This window comes from Paenibacillus sp. JCM 18996, from assembly GCF_055392555.1.
On the sequence record NZ_AP043884.1, the window covers coordinates 3,790,481 to 3,809,993 of the forward strand.

General features: G+C 54.0%; 17 protein-coding genes, 1 pseudogene and 1 other annotated feature. Of the genes and pseudogenes, 8 read left to right on the top strand and 10 right to left on the bottom strand.

Going from position 1 to position 19,513, the window contains the following annotated elements; translation table 11 throughout:
- Nucleotides 1-101 precede the first annotated feature (101 nt).
- From ACZ5N7_RS18775 to ACZ5N7_RS18785, 3 genes are read right to left on the bottom strand one after another with little or no spacing between them, the layout of a single operon-like run.
- Nucleotides 102-1,049, bottom strand: a complete 948-nt coding sequence (locus ACZ5N7_RS18775; protein WP_464656114.1) for an aldose epimerase family protein — start codon at nt 1,047-1,049, stop codon at nt 102-104.
- A 57-nt stretch (nt 1,050-1,106) separates the two neighbouring features.
- Nucleotides 1,107-2,042: a TIGR03943 family putative permease subunit gene (locus ACZ5N7_RS18780; protein ID WP_464656115.1), complete on the bottom strand. Its 936-nt coding sequence runs from the start codon at nt 2,040-2,042 to the stop codon at nt 1,107-1,109.
- 18 nt (nt 2,043-2,060) lie between these two features.
- Nucleotides 2,061-3,200, bottom strand: a complete 1,140-nt coding sequence (locus ACZ5N7_RS18785) for a permease (protein ID WP_464656116.1) — start codon at nt 3,198-3,200, stop codon at nt 2,061-2,063.
- 152 nt (nt 3,201-3,352) lie between these two features.
- Nucleotides 3,353-3,597: a binding site (T-box leader), on the top strand.
- 53 nt (nt 3,598-3,650) lie between these two features.
- Between ACZ5N7_RS18785 and trpS the strand changes: the two genes are divergently transcribed.
- A complete protein-coding gene (gene trpS, locus ACZ5N7_RS18790; RefSeq protein WP_464656117.1) occupies nt 3,651-4,634 on the top strand; it encodes a tryptophan--tRNA ligase in 984 nt (327 codons plus the stop codon).
- A gap of 638 nt (nt 4,635-5,272) precedes the next feature.
- Here the strand turns inward: trpS and ACZ5N7_RS18795 are convergent.
- Complete coding sequence (locus ACZ5N7_RS18795; RefSeq protein WP_464656118.1) at nt 5,273-5,467, bottom strand: DUF5325 family protein; 195 nt, start codon at nt 5,465-5,467, stop codon at nt 5,273-5,275.
- A 150-nt stretch (nt 5,468-5,617) separates the two neighbouring features.
- On the opposite strand from ACZ5N7_RS18795, the gene ACZ5N7_RS18800 reads away from it, so the two are divergent.
- Nucleotides 5,618-5,854, top strand: coding sequence for a small, acid-soluble spore protein, alpha/beta type (locus tag ACZ5N7_RS18800; RefSeq protein ID WP_464656119.1), 237 nt, complete (start codon nt 5,618-5,620; stop codon nt 5,852-5,854).
- Between the two features lie 77 nt (nt 5,855-5,931).
- On the opposite strand, the gene ACZ5N7_RS18805 is transcribed toward ACZ5N7_RS18800, so the two are convergent.
- Nucleotides 5,932-6,915: a metal-dependent hydrolase gene (locus ACZ5N7_RS18805; protein WP_464656120.1), complete on the bottom strand. Its 984-nt coding sequence runs from the start codon at nt 6,913-6,915 to the stop codon at nt 5,932-5,934.
- A 110-nt stretch (nt 6,916-7,025) separates the two neighbouring features.
- Between ACZ5N7_RS18805 and ACZ5N7_RS18810 the strand changes: the two genes are divergently transcribed.
- Nucleotides 7,026-7,304, top strand: coding sequence for a hypothetical protein (locus ACZ5N7_RS18810; protein ID WP_464656121.1), 279 nt, complete (start codon nt 7,026-7,028; stop codon nt 7,302-7,304).
- A 152-nt stretch (nt 7,305-7,456) separates the two neighbouring features.
- Here ACZ5N7_RS18810 and gerQ read toward each other — a convergent pair whose 3' ends face one another.
- Nucleotides 7,457-7,885 (bottom strand): spore coat protein GerQ, encoded by a 429-nt coding sequence (gerQ, locus tag ACZ5N7_RS18815; protein WP_464659355.1) that lies wholly within the window; start codon nt 7,883-7,885, stop codon nt 7,457-7,459.
- Between the two features lie 666 nt (nt 7,886-8,551).
- Here gerQ and ACZ5N7_RS18820 point away from each other — a divergent pair.
- The 5 genes and pseudogenes from ACZ5N7_RS18820 to ACZ5N7_RS18840 form a co-directional block, all read left to right on the top strand.
- Nucleotides 8,552-8,739, top strand: a pseudogene (locus ACZ5N7_RS18820) (zinc ribbon domain-containing protein); the annotation flags it as partial.
- Between the two features lie 302 nt (nt 8,740-9,041).
- Complete coding sequence (locus tag ACZ5N7_RS18825) at nt 9,042-10,784, top strand: ABC transporter ATP-binding protein (protein WP_464656122.1); 1,743 nt, start codon at nt 9,042-9,044, stop codon at nt 10,782-10,784.
- A 22-nt stretch (nt 10,785-10,806) separates the two neighbouring features.
- Nucleotides 10,807-12,903, top strand: a complete 2,097-nt coding sequence (locus ACZ5N7_RS18830; protein ID WP_464656123.1) for an ABC transporter ATP-binding protein — start codon at nt 10,807-10,809, stop codon at nt 12,901-12,903.
- 175 nt (nt 12,904-13,078) lie between these two features.
- A complete protein-coding gene (locus tag ACZ5N7_RS18835; RefSeq protein WP_464656124.1) occupies nt 13,079-14,233 on the top strand; it encodes a metallophosphoesterase in 1,155 nt (384 codons plus the stop codon).
- Between the two features lie 127 nt (nt 14,234-14,360).
- Entirely contained in the window at nt 14,361-15,779 is a 1,419-nt protein-coding gene (locus ACZ5N7_RS18840; RefSeq protein WP_464656125.1) for an MATE family efflux transporter, read from the top strand.
- Between the two features lie 56 nt (nt 15,780-15,835).
- Here the strand turns inward: ACZ5N7_RS18840 and urtE are convergent, their stop codons facing one another.
- The 4 genes from urtE to urtB all read right to left on the bottom strand — a co-directional run bounded on the left by urtE (nt 15,836) and on the right by urtB (nt 19,423).
- Entirely contained in the window at nt 15,836-16,531 is a 696-nt protein-coding gene (urtE, locus tag ACZ5N7_RS18845) for an urea ABC transporter ATP-binding subunit UrtE (RefSeq protein WP_464656126.1), read from the bottom strand.
- Nucleotides 16,524-17,312 (bottom strand): urea ABC transporter ATP-binding protein UrtD, encoded by a 789-nt coding sequence (gene urtD, locus ACZ5N7_RS18850; protein WP_464656127.1) that lies wholly within the window; start codon nt 17,310-17,312, stop codon nt 16,524-16,526. The genes urtE and urtD overlap by 8 nt, the downstream gene beginning before the upstream one ends.
- A 63-nt stretch (nt 17,313-17,375) precedes the next feature.
- On the bottom strand, nt 17,376-18,500 hold the full coding sequence (gene urtC / locus ACZ5N7_RS18855; protein WP_464656128.1) for an urea ABC transporter permease subunit UrtC: 1,125 nt from the start codon (nt 18,498-18,500) through the stop codon (nt 17,376-17,378).
- A gap of 17 nt (nt 18,501-18,517) precedes the next feature.
- Entirely contained in the window at nt 18,518-19,423 is a 906-nt protein-coding gene (gene urtB, locus ACZ5N7_RS18860) for an urea ABC transporter permease subunit UrtB (protein ID WP_464659357.1), read from the bottom strand.
- Between the last annotated feature and the right edge of the window lie 90 nt (nt 19,424-19,513).

A 19,513-nucleotide genomic window follows, 5' to 3' on the forward strand; every position in this document is an offset into this window, starting at 1 on the left:
CCGATGCCCAAAAGTCCGGGTATGATGCCGAAGGTATTCTGACTGCTGAGCTTGTCCCGGCAGGATTTTGGCGGCTGCAGCGCGGCACACAACAATGTCTTTTACTTATGTACAACTTCCAAGGTTACCTCGAAAAGCCGTGAAGCGCCCTGCTCTAAACCGATAACTCCGGTAGTCGAATAGTCCCGATCGACGTTCGGCGCATCCGTTACCCATGTGTAGGGCTCGAGACAAATAAACTGATCGGCCTCTCCCTTGGTGTAGATGACCCAATGCTTGAAATCGTCAGAGCCGCTGTAACGGATATCACAATCCGGACCGGAGAGGACGGCCAGGCACGGATTGTTCCCGATTTGGAAAACGGTATCCATATTCTGTCCCTTGAGGTTCAATCCTTGTGCAAGTCCCTCGTACATACCCAGCCCGGCAATCTGCCCTGTCGGAATATTCTGTTCGTCCAATTCCCATATTCCCGATACGGGGAGCTGCAAAGTCCAGCGGTCGGGCTCGCCGCCCAGCAGGAACCATGTATGCAAGCCGTATCCGATCGGTGCTGTGGCGTCTCCCTCGTTGGTAACGGCGAGCTTTTGCACAAGTGAAGATCCTTTCAGCTCGTAAGTGACCTCCAGCTTCAAAGAGTGTGGATACTGTCTAAGCACATTCTCATAATCCCGGGTGCGGATTTCACAGGTGATGGAAGCGCTTCCCGATTGCTCGCCGGTTCCCGTCACTTGCCACGGCTGAGTGCGGAACAGCCCGTGGATATGGTTGCCTTGCGGATGGTTCACGTTAAATTGATACTCTCTGCCGTCGAAAGAAAAGCGGCCCTGGCGAATCCGGTTCGGGGGAAAAAGGATCGGGGTTCCGTACTGGATGGGATTGTCCTTCAGTTCCTGAGGGGAAGGCGGGACGCGCAGCATTTCCCTGTCCAACACCTGGTCGTACACGGAAATCACGTTGTTGTTGATGCCGGGGCATAAGGTTACGGTCAGCAGTTCATTGCTTATTTTGTACACGGGGGTGCCTTGCCAAATGTCTTGTTTGATCATCAGCTATAGAGACTCCTTTGCCAAATAAAGTATGAATAACGCTTCCATTATATGAAATTACCGGCCGAAATCATAGTTCGGATATACGTACTGCGTGGTGGGAGGAGTGATTTTTTCCACTTTTTCCACCTTCAGCTGCATCACTTCGTTATCCTCGAAGTTCGTTTTCCCGATGGTCCCGGTAACTTTCACCCACGTGTCGTTCGGAAGGGCGGAAGCGCGGCTGTAGTCTGCCAGTACGCCAAACGGCGAAGCGTCGGCAGAGCAGCAGGAGACGGCAAAGCGGCCTACTACAAACTGATTCGGAGACATATTATTTTCCCTGTGTACAAAACCGCTGATCTCCATTTTTTTGCCGATAAAAGGGTTCAAGTAGAGGTCAATCGTCGTTAACGTTTCCATGTAGAGCTCATCTTTTACGGGAATGGCTGTGCCCATTTGGTAGAGCTGCATGGCAAATTTGGCGTAGTGCTCCGTAAATTTGTCCGAAGGAAAAAGCTCGTTGCGATTGGCATCCAAATCCGAAGCGCCGGAAGCCGCGCTTTTTGTGGACTGGCCGTCGGGCGCTCCATTTCCCCCTTTGCCGGCCGGCAAAGCGGAGGAGGATTTCACGCTGCTTGCGCTGTTCAGGTTAATCCCTTTTTTGGCTGCGAGGGAGCTTCCCATAGAGGCGTCGGGCAGCAGGAAGCCGAAAGCAAGGGGGAGCACGAACAGGCCGTACAGCAGCGTGTTTTTAAGCGCGGAAGTGGAGGGAAGGTGCTCGCAGTCGCAGTCCGGCTCTCTTGATCCCCACAGTGAGATGATCCCGCTATAGATTTGATAAACAGCCATTGCGTAAAAGGCGACGGCAGACCATTTCACATAATCCGCCATCCGTGGGGCTATGTAGTAAAGGATACGGTCCGTTTTGGCAAGATAGGCGATGTATACGGCAAATCCGAGCAGGATGGCCCCTTTGAGAAGATGATGAAGGCTTAAAGTTTTGGCGGACATTGTACCACTCCTGACAAATTAATGAAGGACAAACCTTTCGAAGACCAAGGATCCGGCTAATACCACCGCGGCAACCAGAGGGAAAAGAAGCAGCACGAAACGGGTGCGGAATACCGACAACAGCATGAGTGTACTTTTGATATCCAGCATCGGCCCGAACACGAGAAAGGTTAGCAGGGAGCCGGCCGTAAACGTAGTGCTGAAGGATGACGCCACAAAAGCGTCCGAAGTCGAACAAAGCGACAGCACGTAGGCGAAGCCCATCATGAACAGGTGCGAAACGATCGGTCCCTGTCCGACGGAGACGAGGCTTTCGCGGTTAACGCAGGTTTGGATCAGGGCGGTGAGAATAGCTCCGAACATCAAATACTTGCCCATCTCGAAAAATTCATCGGAGGCGTGGCTCAGCAGCCCTGACAGACGGCCTCCGTGAGCGTGCGAATGGCCGCCCGAGGCGTGTTGCCCTCCGCCAGCGTGCGAATGGCGGTGGCGATCGTGAGTGTGAGCCTGAGGGTCGCCTGGGCGAGAGCCGCTCTGAGCGTGCAAATGCGGGTGAATGCTCTCGTGCTGATGGTGCCGCGCCTGCCCGTTGCCGGAAAATCCGCCGCTGTTTGCGGTGCGCAGAGGCTGCATGATTTTACCAAACCGGTACACGGCCAGCCCGATGATTACTGCCGCCGTGAACGCCAGTCCCATACGGGAATAGGCGATTTCGGGCCTGCTGCGGAAAGCCATATAGGTTGAGGCGTATACGACCGGATTAATGATCGGGCCGACAAGGATGAAGACGATTGCTATATACACGGGCATTCCCTTATTCATCAGCCTGCGGACGACGGGAATCATCCCGCATTCGCAGAGAGGGAAAATAATCCCCATCAGGCAGGCGAACAAAATGCCAAGCACCGGATTTTTGGGAATGAACCTCTGGATGGTCTCCTCCGAGACGAATACCTGCAGCACCGCGGAAACGGCGACGCCAAGCAGCACGAACGGGAAGGCTTCAAGGATGATGCTGAGAAAAAGGGTTTTGAAGGTCTGCAGATCGATAGAAGGCAAGGAGGGCAGGGAAATTCCGCGGTCGGTCAAAATAAGGAAAAGCAGCAGGCATACCGCGGCGCTGATGTTGATTCCAATCCGATATATAGTAGTTTGCACGAGCGTGACTCCTTTTCTGAAAGGTCTGGAAGGGGTTTTCTTCTTGTAATCATTATTATAAGCTATGCGGCTTGCCGGGAATAGAGGACAACTATTTCCGGCGGGAAGCAGAGTTGACATTGTTTGGAAGTCGGGTATAATATGTAACAATACAAATTGCGATGACGAGGAAGAGTAAAGGGCAGCAAAGTCTCCACAGAGAGCCGGTGGCGCTGCAAACCGGCGGGACTGAGCCTTTGAATGGGCCTCCGAGCTTAAAGCCGAAATCCGGCTTGTCCGCCGGCGCGGCGGGCGCGGAAGTAGGCGGCACGGTTCTCCCCGTTACAGGAGCTCAAGGTTTCCCGGCCGGCTTGGCAGGGAGACAATTAGGGTGGCACCACGGTCTTTCGTCCCTTTCGGCGGAAGGCCTTTTTGTATTTACCGGGAATCACTGACAAGGAGGTTTTATCAATGGACAAAAGAGTATTATCCGGCATCCAGCCCAGCGGCTTTCTGACCATCGGCAATTATATCGGGGCGCTGCGCAACCATGTAAAGATGCAGTACGACTATGAGTGTTTCTTTATGGTGGTAGACCTGCACGCGATAACTGTGCCGCAGGATCCGGCGGCGCTGCGCGAGCAGACGGAATCGCTGGCCGCGCTTTATTTGGCGGCGGGTCTCGATCCGGACAGGGCGATTCTGTTCTTGCAATCGCACGTTCCGGCACACGCCTATTTGGGATGGCTGCTGACGACGATCACCTATATGGGAGAATTGGAGCGGATGACGCAGTATAAAGATAAATCCGCAGGCAAGGAATCCGTAGGGGCAGGGCTGTTCACTTATCCTTCGCTTATGGCCGCAGATATAATGCTGTACAACGCTGACCTGATTCCTGTAGGAGACGACCAGAAGCAGCATATCGAACTGACCCGCGACCTGGCGCAGAGGTTCAATAACCGCTTCGGCGATACGTTCCGCGTTCCTGAGCCTTATATTCCTGAAGTAGGCGCAAGAATTATGTCCCTGGACGATGCCTCGAAGAAAATGAGCAAAAGCAACCCGAACGCAGGCAGCTATATTGCGATGCTGGACGAACCGGCGGTGATTCGTAAAAAGATCAGCCGAGCGGTAACGGATTCCGGGCGCGAAGTAAAGTACGATCCGGACAGCAAACCGGAAGTGAGCAACCTGCTCAGCATTTACTCCGTTTTTACGGGCAAAAGCATTCCGGAGATCGAAGCTATGTACGAAGGCCAAGGCTACGGGCCGTTTAAAAAGGAGCTGGCCGAGGTAGTCGTATCCGTGCTCGAGCCAATCCAGCAAAAGTACCGCGAGATCCGCGAATCCGGCGAAGTGCCGAATATCCTGCGAAAAGGCGCCGAGAAGGCGGCTCCGGTCGCGGAACAAGTGCTGCGCACAGCCCGGGAGCGCATGGGCTTTCTTCTGTAGAATAACGCATCCCGTCCCGCTCATCCGGCGGGTACGGGATGTTTTGCGTAATCAGTCAACTATATAAGTTGAACTCAGTGAAACACACGTGTTACTTGATTACTCTGCAGCCATCTGCGCGGCTTGGCACGGCTCCCACTTCAGCGCAATGACACCTGACAATACGAACAGGAAAAGTTCCTGCTAATCTTGCCCTGATGCGCTCTGAAGGATTCTTTTGCTGGAAAAGCTCCCGTTAATGTTGTGGAAAATGTCTCCTGCAGGCTCAACGTGCGAAATTACAGGAAGAAAATTCCGCTCAATCCGATACATACAGCTAAGAAAACAGATTAGAGGAAGCTTTTACTGTAACTTGATGCGTAGCCGTATTTATTTCAAACTTTAGTTGAACTTTGCTGGAACTTAAAGCAGACTTTTCGAGCGTAAAATCTATGGAGTCCGTCAAGCAAAAGACTTAAAAACATTCGAGCGAAATAGACACCTGTGGCACATAGCAACATTCTGCCAGCCTACGGAGCTATAGGACTCTGCCGTAGGACGGGCTGATGGCACAACCCTGAACTTGGGAGTTGTCCGAAGCAGAAATGAATTGAGGTCGCTAACTACCCAAGAATCCACGCCTTTAGGCGTGAGGAGTGTCAATCGGACTTCTTTCCGGCTTCCGCCTTCCTCCGAAGTCTCGCTTTCAGGATAAAACCGTATCCGATAAAAAACAGCGCAGCCGCGGAAAAAAACAGGACAAGCCACGGCCTGCCGTAGCTTAAGGATATGCCGATGCCGGTGAGCAGCATGATTCCGACGATGGAGAAGAATAGCGCTAGCCGTGAGCTCATATCAGTCTCAACTCTTTCTGTAAGTAGTCCATAAATTATATCAAACTTTTCATGAAACCGGTGTATATTCTTTGCTTCAGGTAACATAATAAGCTTGCAAGCTTGCAAATACATCTCAGATCAGAGACAGATTGAAAGGAGTGCTTTCTAATGGGTCAAGGTCAAGGACGTCAAGGCGGCGGAAATCAGAACATTCTGGTTGTTCCTCAGGCGAACCAAGCTTTGCAGCAGTTGAAATATGAAGTCGCTCAAGAATTAGGTATCCAAATGCCTCAAGACGGGTACTACGGTTATATGGCTACGCGCGATACTGGCGCTATCGGAGGCCATATGGTGCGCCGAATGATTCAAATAGCTGAAGAGCAGCTTGCAGGCGGGTTTCGTTAATCTTTACTTTACCAGAAGTTAGCATAATAGAAGCTCAAGGGTTTGCCGCCCTTGAGCTTTGTTTTTGCATGCGGGTTTTAGTATAAATCGACTTTCAGCTTCTTGTTCAGTTTGGATTCGCTGACCCAGCCGACGTAGGAATCGATCGTTCTATAATCCCGGTCCATATGGACTACCGCCACGAACGGGTACTTTTTGCGATACCGGTAGCGGATATCGCTCCATCGCACCTCGTAGCCCCACTGATGCTCCTTCACCTCGGCGCACGCAAACGACGAGAAGTACAGCAGCGCCGCCACGTTCGGATTGGACTTGGAATGTTCGATCGCCGGGTGGTCAGAGCAGCGGGTGCTGTCCACCCACTTGAGCCGGGTGCCTTTCAGCTCTCCCAGCTGGTATTCCCCGTGCGGCCTTTTTTTCACCACATTCCAAATTCGGACATCGTATGTCGGCAGCAGGTAATAGACGTCGCCTTCCGCATAAGCCGGGTCCTGCTCCTTCAAGCCTTTTTCAAGCCTGTAGTGAATGAGGGAGCGCCAAATGTAGTAGAATCCGATAATAACGTATAACGCGGGAAAAATGACCTGGGGCCGGGCAAGCTGGAACAGCCAGAGCGCCAAAGCGGCCACATGCGCCGCGAAAATGAACATATCGAAGATATGCATAATGTTCCAGGAAATCCATTTTTCCGTGAAGGGCCGGAAAGCCTGGGTGCCGTAAGTATTGAACAAATCGGTGAACACGTGAAAAGCGACAGCGATAAACACCCACATTGCCACATGAAGGATCGGAAGGCCTTGAAAAATAAGTTCGAGCAAAAGCGTGATCGCCGCGGTCCAGATTGCAATCGCCGGCAAAGAATGGCTCATCCCCCTATGGTTCCGGATATACGTGGCATTCCCCCCGAACCGGGTCAGACCGTCAAAATCGGGAGCCTGAGAGCCGAGCACGGTTCCCAGCAGTACGGCGGCAAATACTCCGGAGCTTGTGGTTACGACGGGATCGACGGTTGCAAGCCCTGCCAGCCCCAGGCCGATGACCAAATGTGTTCCTGTGTCCATGAACAGTCCTCCTTCAAAAACCGAGCGTTTATAACTCATTATACCCGTGTTAGAATGACTTTGGGCAGCATCCTTATTTATTACCCAAAAATAATAAAAGGAGCCACACTATGGGAAAAGTTTTTTTGGAATATAAAATATCTGCAGAAGACCGCGAGGAATTTGTTTCATGGATGAAAAGCAGTCTTTCCCTGCAGGGGTCGGCAGAGCTGTATGAAGGAACCGATCAGCCCGGCTTGTTCATGGAGATATGGGAGGGATTGGAGTATGTGGACTATTTGACGGTGAAGAAAATGAGGCTTGATCCCGCACATCCGGACTGGGGGCGGCTTCACCGGTGGGTTTCCGCGGACAAGCTGAACATATGGCATTTTGGAGCAGTAAAATGAAGGCTCGTGACAGCAGAGCAAAGCTATGCCCGAAGCCCGGAAAAAAACCAAGGCTATCCCAGGTTCCGGAATAGCCCTTCGAGGATATGAGCCTGCATCCTGCGGCCGAAGAAAAACGCCCCTCGCAGAGGCAGGAAAACCGCTAAGTATTGTTATTCGCTGCTTGAGTCCCGCATAGGGTAAGCATATTTCAATTCCTGGTCGAACGTGATGTAATCCAGATTTACCATCAACAGCAAATAGCGCATTCCTGTGTGAGGATCGCTTATGACAATATGGTCGCGCCCGGCGGCCTCTACTACGCCTTTGAAAATTTTGGCGTTCCATTGGCTGTTGTTCTCGAATGTCATATAGACCGTCGCTACTTTACCCCGATTCAAACGGAGGATGTTTTCTATATAGGATTCCTCGAATGGTATGGCGCCCGGGGCTGCGCCAGCCGACGGATGATGGCCGGGGGAAGTTGGCATGCCGCCTGTATGCGGGCCAGCAGGCAGTCTCGGATAACCGGCTCCGGGATAGCCCGCTCCAGGGAAGCCTGCGCCTGGGAAGCCGGCTCCAGGCATACCAGCTCCAGGCATACCTGTGCCTGGGAATCCGGCTCCCGGCAGTGGCGCTCCCGCTGGAGGGGCGTTCAGACCGCCGCCGAGGGGCGCTGCTTTGGCATTAGGCTGTGTGCTGTAAGGCGAAACCATGGGCGGAGTGTTCGGGCCGTAAGGCGACACGGCCGGAGCTGGAGCGTTTGGGCCGAATGGCGAGACCATAGCCGGAGCGTTGGGCCCATAAGGCGAGACCATGGACGGAGCGTTGGGCCCATAAGGCGAGACCATGGACGGAGCGTTGGGCCCGAACGGCGAGACCATGGACGGAGCGTTGGGCCCGAACGGCGAGACCATGGACGGAGCATTAGGCCCGTAAGGCGACACGGCCGGAGAAGGAGCATTAGGCCCGAAAGGTGAAACCATCGGCGGCGTATTCGCTCCGTACGGCGAAACGAGCGGCGGTGCCGGAGGATTCGCCCCAGCCGGCGAAATGACTGGCGGTCCGGGCGGGTTGGGCTTAGTGGAAGCGGGCGAAACAAAACCGGGTTTGTTCGGAGCGTTCATAATTGACAAGCCTCCTTATTGTATATGAAATTTCCCATTAATTAATGTATTAGCAAGCATGCAACTTTATGTTTCGCCGAGAACACTCGTGATTTTAATAATGAAATGAATCGGATTCGGATAAGACGTGCCTTTTGACACGTTAAGAACATGATGAAAAACCACAAACTTGCCAAAGCGATTAGTGAAGTGTCTTGGCATCAATTCAGAAAGATGCTTGAAAACAAAGCAAAGTGGTATAGACGTATTGTCGTTGCAGTAGGCACAACCTTTGCTTCTTCTCAGCTTTGTTCGGTTGTGGATACCAAAACAAAGAGGTTAAAAACATTATAATCGTTCTGTCTTATTGACTGGCCTCACCTTCGATGTTAGAATCACATAGTATCCGCCACAATTTACAAAAAAAGGAGGGCAATACCGATGATTCACTTCCATATCGGCTATGTTTGTGACCGACAACTGAATATCGGTTTGCCTCTGCCCAGCTCATATCCGCTATACATAAGCGTCATTACTCCATGACATTCCCTTTTTCACCGAATTTGCACCATTTAAAGACCAGGGATTAGAAGAGGCATTCCGGTACGCGCCGGCCTGTCTCTTTTTTCATTAACGAGAGGAAGTGGGGATTGTGTTCAGCATTCTTTTCAAATTAAAATGGTTTTTCTCGATGTACCGCACCCGTTATATTACGGCGGTCGGCTTATTGATCCTGGCGGGTATGCTCGAGATGATTCCTCCCAAACTGCTGGGCCGCGCGGTGGACCAAATTTCGCAGGGCACGCTCACGAGGTGGGATCTGGGAGGGACTTTGCTGTTCTACGGACTGCTGCTTGCCGCGCTCTATCTGATCACTTATTTCTGGATGTACCGGTTGTTCGGAGGATCGTTCCTCGTAGAAAGGATACTGCGCTCCCGCTTCATGGGGCATCTGCTGCGGATGACGCCTACATTCTACGAACGCAACCGCACGGGGGACTTGATGGCGCGCGCGACTAACGACTTGAAAGCGGTGTCCCAAACGACGGGCTTCGGCATTCTGACGCTTGTCGACTCCAGCATCTTTATGTGCACGATCCTTATCACTATGGTGTTCCTGACCTCCTGGAAGCTGACGTTCGCTTCGATGCTGCCCTTGCCGTTTATAGCGCTTGCGATCAGATTTTACGGGAAAAAGATACACGAAAGATTCACCGCGGCTCAGGACTCCTTTGGAGATTTGAACGACCATGTGCTGGAGGCGGTATCCGGGGTAAGGGTGAACCGGGCGTACGTGCAGGAAACGGCGGACCAAAAACGATTCGGCGCGCTGACGGACGACGTGTATGAGAAGAATGCCGCCGTCGCCCGGGTGGACGCCTTGTTCGAGCCTACGATCAAGCTGCTTGTGGGAGCTAGCTACATGGTGGGCCTGGGATACGGAGCTTATCTCGTATTCCATAACGATATGACGCTTGGAGAACTGGTCTCTTTCAACGTGTATTTGGGGATGCTGATTTGGCCGATGTTTGCCATGGGCGAGCTGATTAACATCATGACGCGGGGAGACGCTTCTCTCGACAGGGTAAACGAGACGCTTGCCTATAAAGCCGATGTGAGGGAGCACGAAGAGCCCGAAGAAGCGGAGCAGCCGGGCCGGATTGAGTTCCGTGAGGTGGGCTTTCGTTATCCGTCTTCCACTACGGAGAATCTGAGGGGCGTCTCGTTCCGGCTGCCGCGCGGATCCACACTCGGCATCGTCGGCCGGACGGGAAGCGGCAAGTCGACCTTGATCAAGCAGCTGCTGAGGGAATATCCGAAAGGAGAGGGGGAGCTGACCCTTTCCGGGATTCCGATAGACCGGCTGCCTATGGAGCAGCTGTACGGCTGGATCGGTTATGTGCCGCAGGAGCAGATCCTGTTCTCGAAGACCGTCCGGGAAAATATTCTGTTCGGCAAACAGGACGGCACGGAGGACGACATCTGGCAGGCGATGGAATGGGCGGCTTTCAATCAGGATATCGGCACGCTGTCCGAAGGGCTGGATACGCTGGTCGGCGAGAAAGGGGTCGCCCTTTCCGGAGGCCAGAAGCAGCGGGTGTCGCTGTCCAGAGCCTTGATTTCCCAGCCGGAAATCCTCATTCTGGACGACGCCATGTCGGCGGTCGATGCCCGAACGGAGACAAGAATCGTCGACAGCATCCGCCGGGAGCGGCAGGGAAAAACGACGATCATCGCAACGCACCGCCTGTCTGCCGTGCAGCACGCGGACCTTATTCTGGTGATGGAGGACGGAGCTGTCGCCGAACGTGGAACGCATGAAGAGCTAATGGAGCTCGGCGGTTGGTACAAGGAGCAGTTCGTGAGGCAGCAGGCGGAGGCCAATTTAGGATAAAAGTCCGAAAGGAAGTGAAATTGTGGGTATAGGCAAAAGGCTGTTTCATTATGGTTGGATGTTTAAAAGAGCGTTCGTGTTGGCTTTTCTGATGCTTTGCGTTTCTATAGGCGCGGAGCTCGCGGGACCTTTTATCGCCAAACAAATGATTGATGTAAACATAGTCGGCATAGAAAAGCCTTGGTATGCAGCGGCGCCGGACGCGGCCAGCGTAAGCTATAACGGCCAGGGGTACAAAAGAGAGGACCGCTTCCAGCCGGGCGAAGCCAAAGGGAAGGAGGTCCGGGTGCTGCAGGTCGGGCGGCAGTTTGTATTTGTGGACGGAGCACTCGCTTTCGACGGCAAACGCGACTGGAAAAACGGCAAGCTGACGATTTCAAATAAAGACAGGTCGGAAACTTATGAAGCGAGGAAGCTGAGCGCCGGAGAACTGTTCGCCTTTTACAAGCCGGAGCTGCCGTGGCTTTACAAGCTGGCCGGCATTTATATGGGACTTATCGGAGTTTCTTCCCTTTTTCATTACGGCCAGCGGTATTTGTTCCAGACCTCGGCAAACCGGGTCATCCGCAAGCTGAGATATGACGTCTACAAGCAGATCCAGCGGCTGCCGATCTCATACTTTGACAATCTGCCGGCGGGAAAAGTCGTCTCCCGGGTGACGAACGATACGGAAGCGGTCAAAGATTTGTTCGTCAGCGTGCTGTCCAATTTTTTCACGGGTATGGTGTATATTCTTGGGATTCTTGGCGCTTTGTTTCTGCTCGATGTCCGGATGGCGCTGCTCTGTTCGCTGATTGTGCCGGCTCTTGCCTTGTGGGTCGTGGTCTACCGGAAATTTGCCACCCAGTATAATATTGTGCTGCGGGCCCGCAACAGCGACATCAACGGGTTGATCAACGAGTCCATACAGGGGATGCCGATTATCCGCGCGTTCCGCAGGCAGAAGGAGACCACGCGCGAGTTCGAGCAGTTGAACGAAGAATATTACACTTACCAGAATAAAATGCTGAATCTTAACTCATTGACAGGCCATAACCTGGTCGGTGTGCTGAAAAATCTGACTTTTATCGCCCTGATCTGGTATTTCGGCGGAGCTTCATTGACGGGGACCACGGTGATATCGCTTGGAGTGCTGTACGCTTTTATCGACTATTTGAACCGGCTGTTCAATCCTGTGGTCGGTATCGTCAATCAGCTGGCGAACCTGGAGCAGTCTCTCGTGTCGGCCGGAAGGGTGTTCGAGCTGATGGATGAGCCGGGGCTCGACGTGTCGGAGGAAAGGATTCCGAGGTATAAAGGCCGCGTCGAATTTGATGCTGTGTCCTTCGCTTACAGGGAAAAGGAGAAGGTGCTGAAGAACATCTCCTTTAAAGCAAATCCGGGCGAAACGGTGGCGCTGGTCGGACATACGGGTTCGGGCAAAAGCTCGATCATGAACCTGCTGTTCCGGTTCTACGACCCTCAGCAGGGGTCGATCCGCATCGACGGCACCGACATCCGCGAGTGGCCGAAGCAAGGGCTGCGCCAGCATATGGGCATCGTCCTGCAGGATCCTTTCCTGTTCACCGGGACCGTGGCGAGCAATGTTTCGCTGGACGATCCTGCGATTAGCAGGGAGCGGGTAGAGCGGGCACTCGAGGACGTGGGAGCGGGGCCGCTGATTGCCGGGTTGCCCGGCGGCGTGGACGAACCGGTGCTGGAAAAAGGAAGCACCTTGTCCGCCGGACAGAGGCAGCTGATATCATTCGCGCGGGCTTTGGCTTTTGACCCCGCAATTCTTATCCTGGACGAAGCGACAGCCAGCATCGATACGGAGACCGAAGCGGTCATCCAGAAAGCGCTGGATGTCCTGAAGCAGGGGCGCACGACTTTTATTATCGCGCACAGGCTTTCCACGATCCGCAGTGCGGATCAAATTCTCGTGCTGCACCGGGGCGAGATCGTGGAGCGCGGCAACCATGAGGAATTGATGAGGCTTCAGGGCCGATATTTCCAAATGTACCAGCTTCAACGGGGACACAAGGCGGAGGCAGCGCAGGAGGCCAGGGAAACCGAGAGCGGCGCTGCGAGTGAAGGGCGAAGCGGCCCTGGCAGTCGGGTGGCTGGAACGGTCGGGTAGCCGGCAATGTAGGCAGCGGTGCAGCCGAAACGAAGGGCCGAAGTTCCGTCTGTGGCAGGAAGCGTGAAAAGCCCCGTTTCACGTAAATTCTCTTAAGGGAGATGGCAGCTTGGATAAGGCTGTCTTTTTCTGCGCAGATATGATACTAATGGTAGAGACTGTATTCTTATAAGGAGTGTTCATCTTGAGGTTTCGACTGATTGCGGGCATCGCTGCGGCTTTTCTTGTCTATGCGGGTATAAATTACTACATCGGATGGCATGGAGCGCTGCTGCTCGGCTATATTTTTCATGTATCACACAAGACTTGGTACTGGGCTCTTTTCTGGTTGGCAGCGTTTTCGTATATTCTCGCCAGAGTGGGGTCGCGGTTTCTCCCCGGATCGATGTCCGGCTTTATGAAGGTGACAGGCTCCTACTGGATGGCTGTTATGCTGTATTCGATCCTTCTCCTGCCTGTTGCCGATATTTGCGGGTTGGTGCTGGAGCTGTGCGGCGTGAGCAAAGATTTTTACATACCCATGCTCGGCCTGGCATGCCTGCTGATTCTGCTGGTTGTGTTTGCTTTCGGTTCGTGGAACGCCTGGAACCCGATTGTGCGGAGGTATGAGCTGACTGTGGCCAAAGCCGCCGGTCCTTTAAAGGGGCTGCGGGTGGCGGTTGCGTCCGATATTCATCTCGGGACCATTGTGGGAAACAAACATCTGAAGCTGCTGGTCGAGCGGATCAACGGGCTAACGCCAGACATTATTCTGCTGCCAGGCGATATTATTGATGACGATATTGAGCCTTTTATCCGGAAGAAGATGGCTCAGGTGATGAAGCATCTGCATTCACGGTTTGGAACCTACGCGGTGCTCGGAAACCATGAGTACATCGGGGGGCACATCGAAGAGTTTGTGAAGCAGATGAAAGCGATCGGGGTCGTAGTGCTGCTGGACCGTTCGGTGAAAATTCATGACAGCTTTTATCTGGTTGGAAGAAAGGACAGGGCGGTCCAGCGCTTTGGAAAAGGCAAACGGGAAGACCTGCAAAGTCTGCTCGAGGGGCTTGATCGTTCGCTGCCGCTCATCCTGATGGATCATCAGCCTTATGAACTGGACAAAGCGCAGTCCGCCGGCGTCGATGTGATGCTTTCGGGGCATACCCACAGAGGGCAGATGGCGCCAAATCATTGGATTACACGCAGGCTGTTCGAGCTGGACTGGGGCTATCTGCGCAAAGGGCAGCTCCACGCAGTCGTATCGTCGGGGTACGGTACGTGGGGGCCGCCGATCCGCATCGGCAGCCGTTCGGAAATTATTGAACTCGCCATTACTTTTAAGCCATAGATTGCAAGCCAACAGGATTGTAAGCCGCAGTTTGTACATATAAAGTACAAGTCAGAAGTGCAAACCATAGGTGCAAACCCAAAGTGCAAGGCATAGAGTGGGAAGAAGTCAATGGAGGTGGACTGTCATGAATTCGCTCGCAACCAATACCAAAGCACGGCCATCCTTAATCGAAGGACCGATAGCCAAAACGCTTTTCATGTTTTCCCTGCCAATTTTGTTGGGGAATGTACTGCAGTCGTTGAACGGTTCCATCAATTCCGTCTGGGTCGGGAAGTTTCTCGGGGAACAGGCTCTCGCCGCTACCTCCAACGCCAACGTAATTATGTTCTTCCTCATCAGCGCGATCTTCGGGATCGCTATGGCTTCGGTTATTCTGATCGGGCAAAATCTGGGAGCGAAAAAGATTCACGAAGCCAAGAAAGTGGTCGGGACGAGCTCGGTGTTTTTTCTTATCCTCTCCATTATAGTTGGGGGCATCGGCCTGATTTTTTCTTCGACGATCCTCGATTTGATGAACACACCTGCCGACACAAAGGAAATGGCGGTTTTGTACACCCGGATCATGTTTGCGGGAGTTCCGTTCATCTTCGGTTTTAACCTGATTATGGCGGTGCTCCGCGGCTCGGGCGATGCGAAGACTCCGTTTTACTTCCTGCTTTTGTCGGCGGTGCTGGATGTGGCGTTGAACCCGCTGCTTATCGTGGGCATCGGCCCGTTCCCGAAGATGGGGATTTCCGGTTCGGCGGTGGCTACCTTGATTGCCCAGTTTGTCAGTTTTGTGCTGCTCATTCTGTTTTTGTACCGGAAGAAATATTTTCTGCGCATTACCCGGGAGGATATCCCCCTGCTGCATCTGGACTGGGGTATCATCGGCACCACCATACGCAAAGGGGTTCCAATGGGCCTGAATATGGTGGTCGTCTCCCTGAGCAATCTGTTTTTGTTTCAGCTGGTCAATTCATATGGCTCCGAAGCGGCGGCCGCTTTTGGGGTGGCGAGCCAGATTTCAAGCTACATCCAAATGCCTGCGATGGCGATAGGAGGGGCTGTCACGTCGATGGCGGCGCAAAATATAGGGGCCGAAAAATGGGACCGTGTGTCCCGGATCACCTGGATTGGAGTAGGTTTCAACGTGCTGCTCACCGGCTTTCTCGTGGTGCTTGTCCATCTGCTGAACCGCCAGGCGCTGGCGCTGTTCCTTCCTGCCGGGGGAAAGGCGATTGATGTGGGAATTGAGATCAATAATATTACGCTATGGTCCTTTATTATTTTCGGCATTTTTAATGTTGTGGCGGGTGTGGTGCGGTCGTCCGGGTCGGTTGTAGTTCCGCTTGTCGTCACTTTCATCGCGCTGCTGTTCTTCCGGGTGCCGCTGGCCTTTTTTTTGAGCCATGCCTTTGGCTTCAGCGCAATCTGGTGGAGCTTTCCCATCGGCTTTACTGTGGCCGCGGTGCTGAACGTGCTGTACTATTTTTTCGGCAATTGGAAGAAGGCGAGAATGGTGACGAAGGCCGAGCCGGCGATGGAGCAGCAGGTGCGGTAAAACGGAACAGACCTTGAATTGAGGAATCAGGGTCTGTTCTGGAATAAATTGCGTGATCACACCACCAAATGCCTCCGCACCTTCTCCTCGTCCAGCTCGGCCGCGGTGCCTTCGTCGACGATCGTGCCCTTGTCAAGCACGTAATAGTAATCCGCGACCGCGGTGGCGAAAGTGAGGCTCTGCTCGACGAGCAGGACGCCCATCTCTTTGCTTTGCTTGATCGACTCGATGACCGACTCGATCTCCATCACGATGGAAGGCTGGATGCCTTCCATCGGCTCATCGAGCAGCAGCAGCTTCGGCTCGGAAACCAGCGCCCGAGCAATCGCCAGCTGCTGCTGCTGCCCGCCGCTCAGGTCGCCGCCCTTGCGGTGCAGCATCCCGCGCAGCGCCGGGAACAGGGCGAGCGCCGCCTCGGGCAGCTCGCGGCTGCCATCGCTGCGTGCCTCCAGGCCAAGCAGGAGATTTTCCCCCACCGTGAGTTGGGGGAAAATCTCCCGGCCCTGCGGCACGCAGCCGATGCCCGCCCTGGCGCGCTGCTCCGGCAGGGCGGCGGTGAGGTCGCGGTCGTGGAACGCGACCGTGCCCTTGCGGGGGCGCAGGAGGCCCATGATGCAGCGCATCAGGGTAGTTTTGCCGACGCCGTTGCGCCCCATCAAGCATACGACCTGGCCGGCAGGGACGGCCAGGTCCAGACCGCGGAGGATCATGCTCTCTCCGTACCCGGCTTCAATTCCGCTGAGCTTAAGCATGCCGCTCACCCCGCCTTCCCAGATAAACCTCCGTAACCCGGTCGTCCTGCTGCACTTCTTCCATCGTCCCTTCCTTCAAAATGGTTCCCTCGTGCATAACAGTGACGGTTCTCGCAAACTGCCGGACAAACTCCATGTCATGCTCGACGACGATGACCGTCTGGTTTTCGCTGATTTTATGAAGCAACTCCCCGGTTTTTTCGGTTTCCTTGTCCGTCATTCCGGCCGCGGGCTCATCGAGCAGCAGCAGTTCCGGCTCCTGCATCAGCAGCATGCCGATCTCGAGCCATTGCTTTTCACCGTGCGACAGAGAGCCTGCTTTTTCCCTGGCTTTTCCGGACAGGCCGATCATCTGGGTGTTGGCAAGGGTGCGGTCTTTCTGTTCTTTCGTCGTCGTGGCGACCAGGGAGCTCAGGAGGCCGCGCTTCTGCTTCATGGATAACGCGAGATTTTCCATAACGGTCAGGGCTGCGAAGATCGAAGGGGCTTGAAATTTGCGGCCTACCCCAAGCCCTGCGATCTGATGCTCTTGAAACTTTGACAGATCCAAATTTTCTTTGAACAGGATCCTGCCTCTGCTCGGCTTGATTTTGCCGCAAATCACATCAAGCAGCGTGGTCTTGCCGGCCCCGTTCGGTCCGATAAGAAAGCGGAGCTCGCCCGAATCGAGTTCAAACTCCACACCCCGCAGCGCTTTAAAGCCGTTAAATTCCACTTCCAGCTGCGCGGTCCTAAGAATGGGCTGACTCCGGCTCATTTTGCGGGGAGTTGTTTCGATCATGTTTCTCGCCTCCTGATAAAAAATTTAACAGCAATCGTTTGGTTTACGTCTACTGTGGCAGCGTCAATCCACAAAAGTTTGCTTCGGCTGCGGGGAAAGCCCCTCTTTTAACTCAGGAACGGCTCTTTTTTCCATGGAGGGGGATGGTTCAAGTCCCACCCGTTTTTCCACTGCGTCGCGCAAGGTTCCTACAATCCCTCTTGGAAGGAACAGAACGACAACGATAAACATCCCGCCCAAAATAATCGGCCAGCCGTCGGGAAACATTTCGCTGAATACAGTTTTGGCGGAATTCGTCAGCACGGCCCCGACCAAACCGCCGACTATCGTAGCACGCCCTCCGATGGCCACCCAAAGCACCATTTCGATCGAAGGGACGATACCCATCTGTGCGGGTGAAACGATTCCCTCCTGCAGGACGAACAGCATACCCGCAAGTCCCGCCAGAGCGGCCGAGAGGCTGTAGACGAACATTTTGAAGGTGACAGGATTGTACCCGAGGAAACGCACGCGGTTCTCTCCGTCGCGGATCGCCACGAGGATTTTGCCTAAACGGCTGCCTGTGAGCCATATGGCCAAAGCGACAACCGCGGCCAATACGACGACAGTCAAATAATACATTGACAGCTTCGTTTGCGCGGAATTGAAATCCATCCCAAGAAACGTTTCAAAATTCGTCAGCCCGTTCGTTCCTCCGGTGTAGCCCTGCTGTCCGATGAACAATGTAACCATAATGATAACGAGCGCTTGGGACAGGATCGAGAAAAAAGTGCCTTTGATCCGGCTGCAAAAAGTGAAATAACCCAGCGCCATCGCGAGCAAAGCGGGAACGGCCACGCCGAGCAGGATGGAGGCGATGACGGAGTGAAAGGGCGCCCAAAACCACGGAAGTCGATCCACTCCGCTCCATGCCATGAAATCGGGCAGCTGCCCATGGGAAGCCTCGAGCTTCAGATGCATTGCGATACAGTAAGCTCCGAGCCCGAAATATACGCCATGGCCCAGGCTCAGGATGCCGGTGAAGCCCCAGATCAGGTCCAGTCCCACAGCCAGAATCGCATAAGCCAGAAATTTGCCCAGCAGAGAAAGGCGGAAGTCGGACAGCAGCAGGGGAGCAAGCAGCATCAGTGCAACGAGGACGCCGCCCAATACGATTTTCAAACGGGTAGTCTTGAGGTTAAGAATCATGCGATCACATCCTTACGTTAGTCTAACTGCCTTGATCTTACGGTAAACAATCCGGCAGGCTTCCACTGCAGGAAAGCGATCATCAGCGTGAACACAAGCACTTTACCCAAAGTGGCGCTGGTGCCGTACTCCAGGGCGGTGCCCAAGACACCGATACCGAGGGCGCCGGCGACAGTCCCGGCCAGCTTGCCGATTCCGCCCAGCACGACGACCATAAACGCATCCACGATGTAATACGTGCCGATCGTCGGGCCAATGGGTCCGAGCAGGGTGAGGGCGCAGCCGGCAACACCGGCGATACCGGAGCCGAATGCGAACGATTGGGCGTCGATACGCCGGGTGGAAATGCCGAGGCAGGAACCCATCGGCCGATTCTGCATCACGGCCCGCAATCTGCGGCCGCCGGCTGTGCGGTAAAGATAGAAGTAGATGACCAGCATGCAGACGGCAGCCAGGGCGATGATGAACAGCCTTTTGTAAGGAAGCATCAAATCCGCGTTAATGGTTAGCGCCCCTTCGAGCCAGGCTGGGGATTTGACCGCGACATTCGGAGCTCCGAAGATTTGACGGGCAAGCTGCTGCAGGACAAGGCTCACGCCCCATGTGGCAAGCAGGCTGTCCAGCGGCCTTCCGTACAGAAAACGGATCAAAACTGTTTCCAAGAGCCATCCCACCGCAAACGCAACAAGGAAAGAGGCGCCTAGCGACAGAACGAAATACCATCCAAACGCGGAAGCCGGGAGAAACTTTTGGAAATAACTCTGGATCAAGTACGCCATGTAAGCCCCGATCATAATAAATTCTCCATGGGCCATATTGATGACATTCATGAGTCCGAAGGTGACCGCAAGGCCCAGAGCGATGAGCAAAAGGACCGAGCTGAGGGAGATGCCGTTAAACAGTTGGAGCAGCAGCAGATTCATCATGACGCCTCCTTTTAAGATATTGCCCTGTGAAAAAGTTACCGGGACAGCGCTTTGCCTGCCCTCTGGAGAAAAAGGACTGCCGGAGCA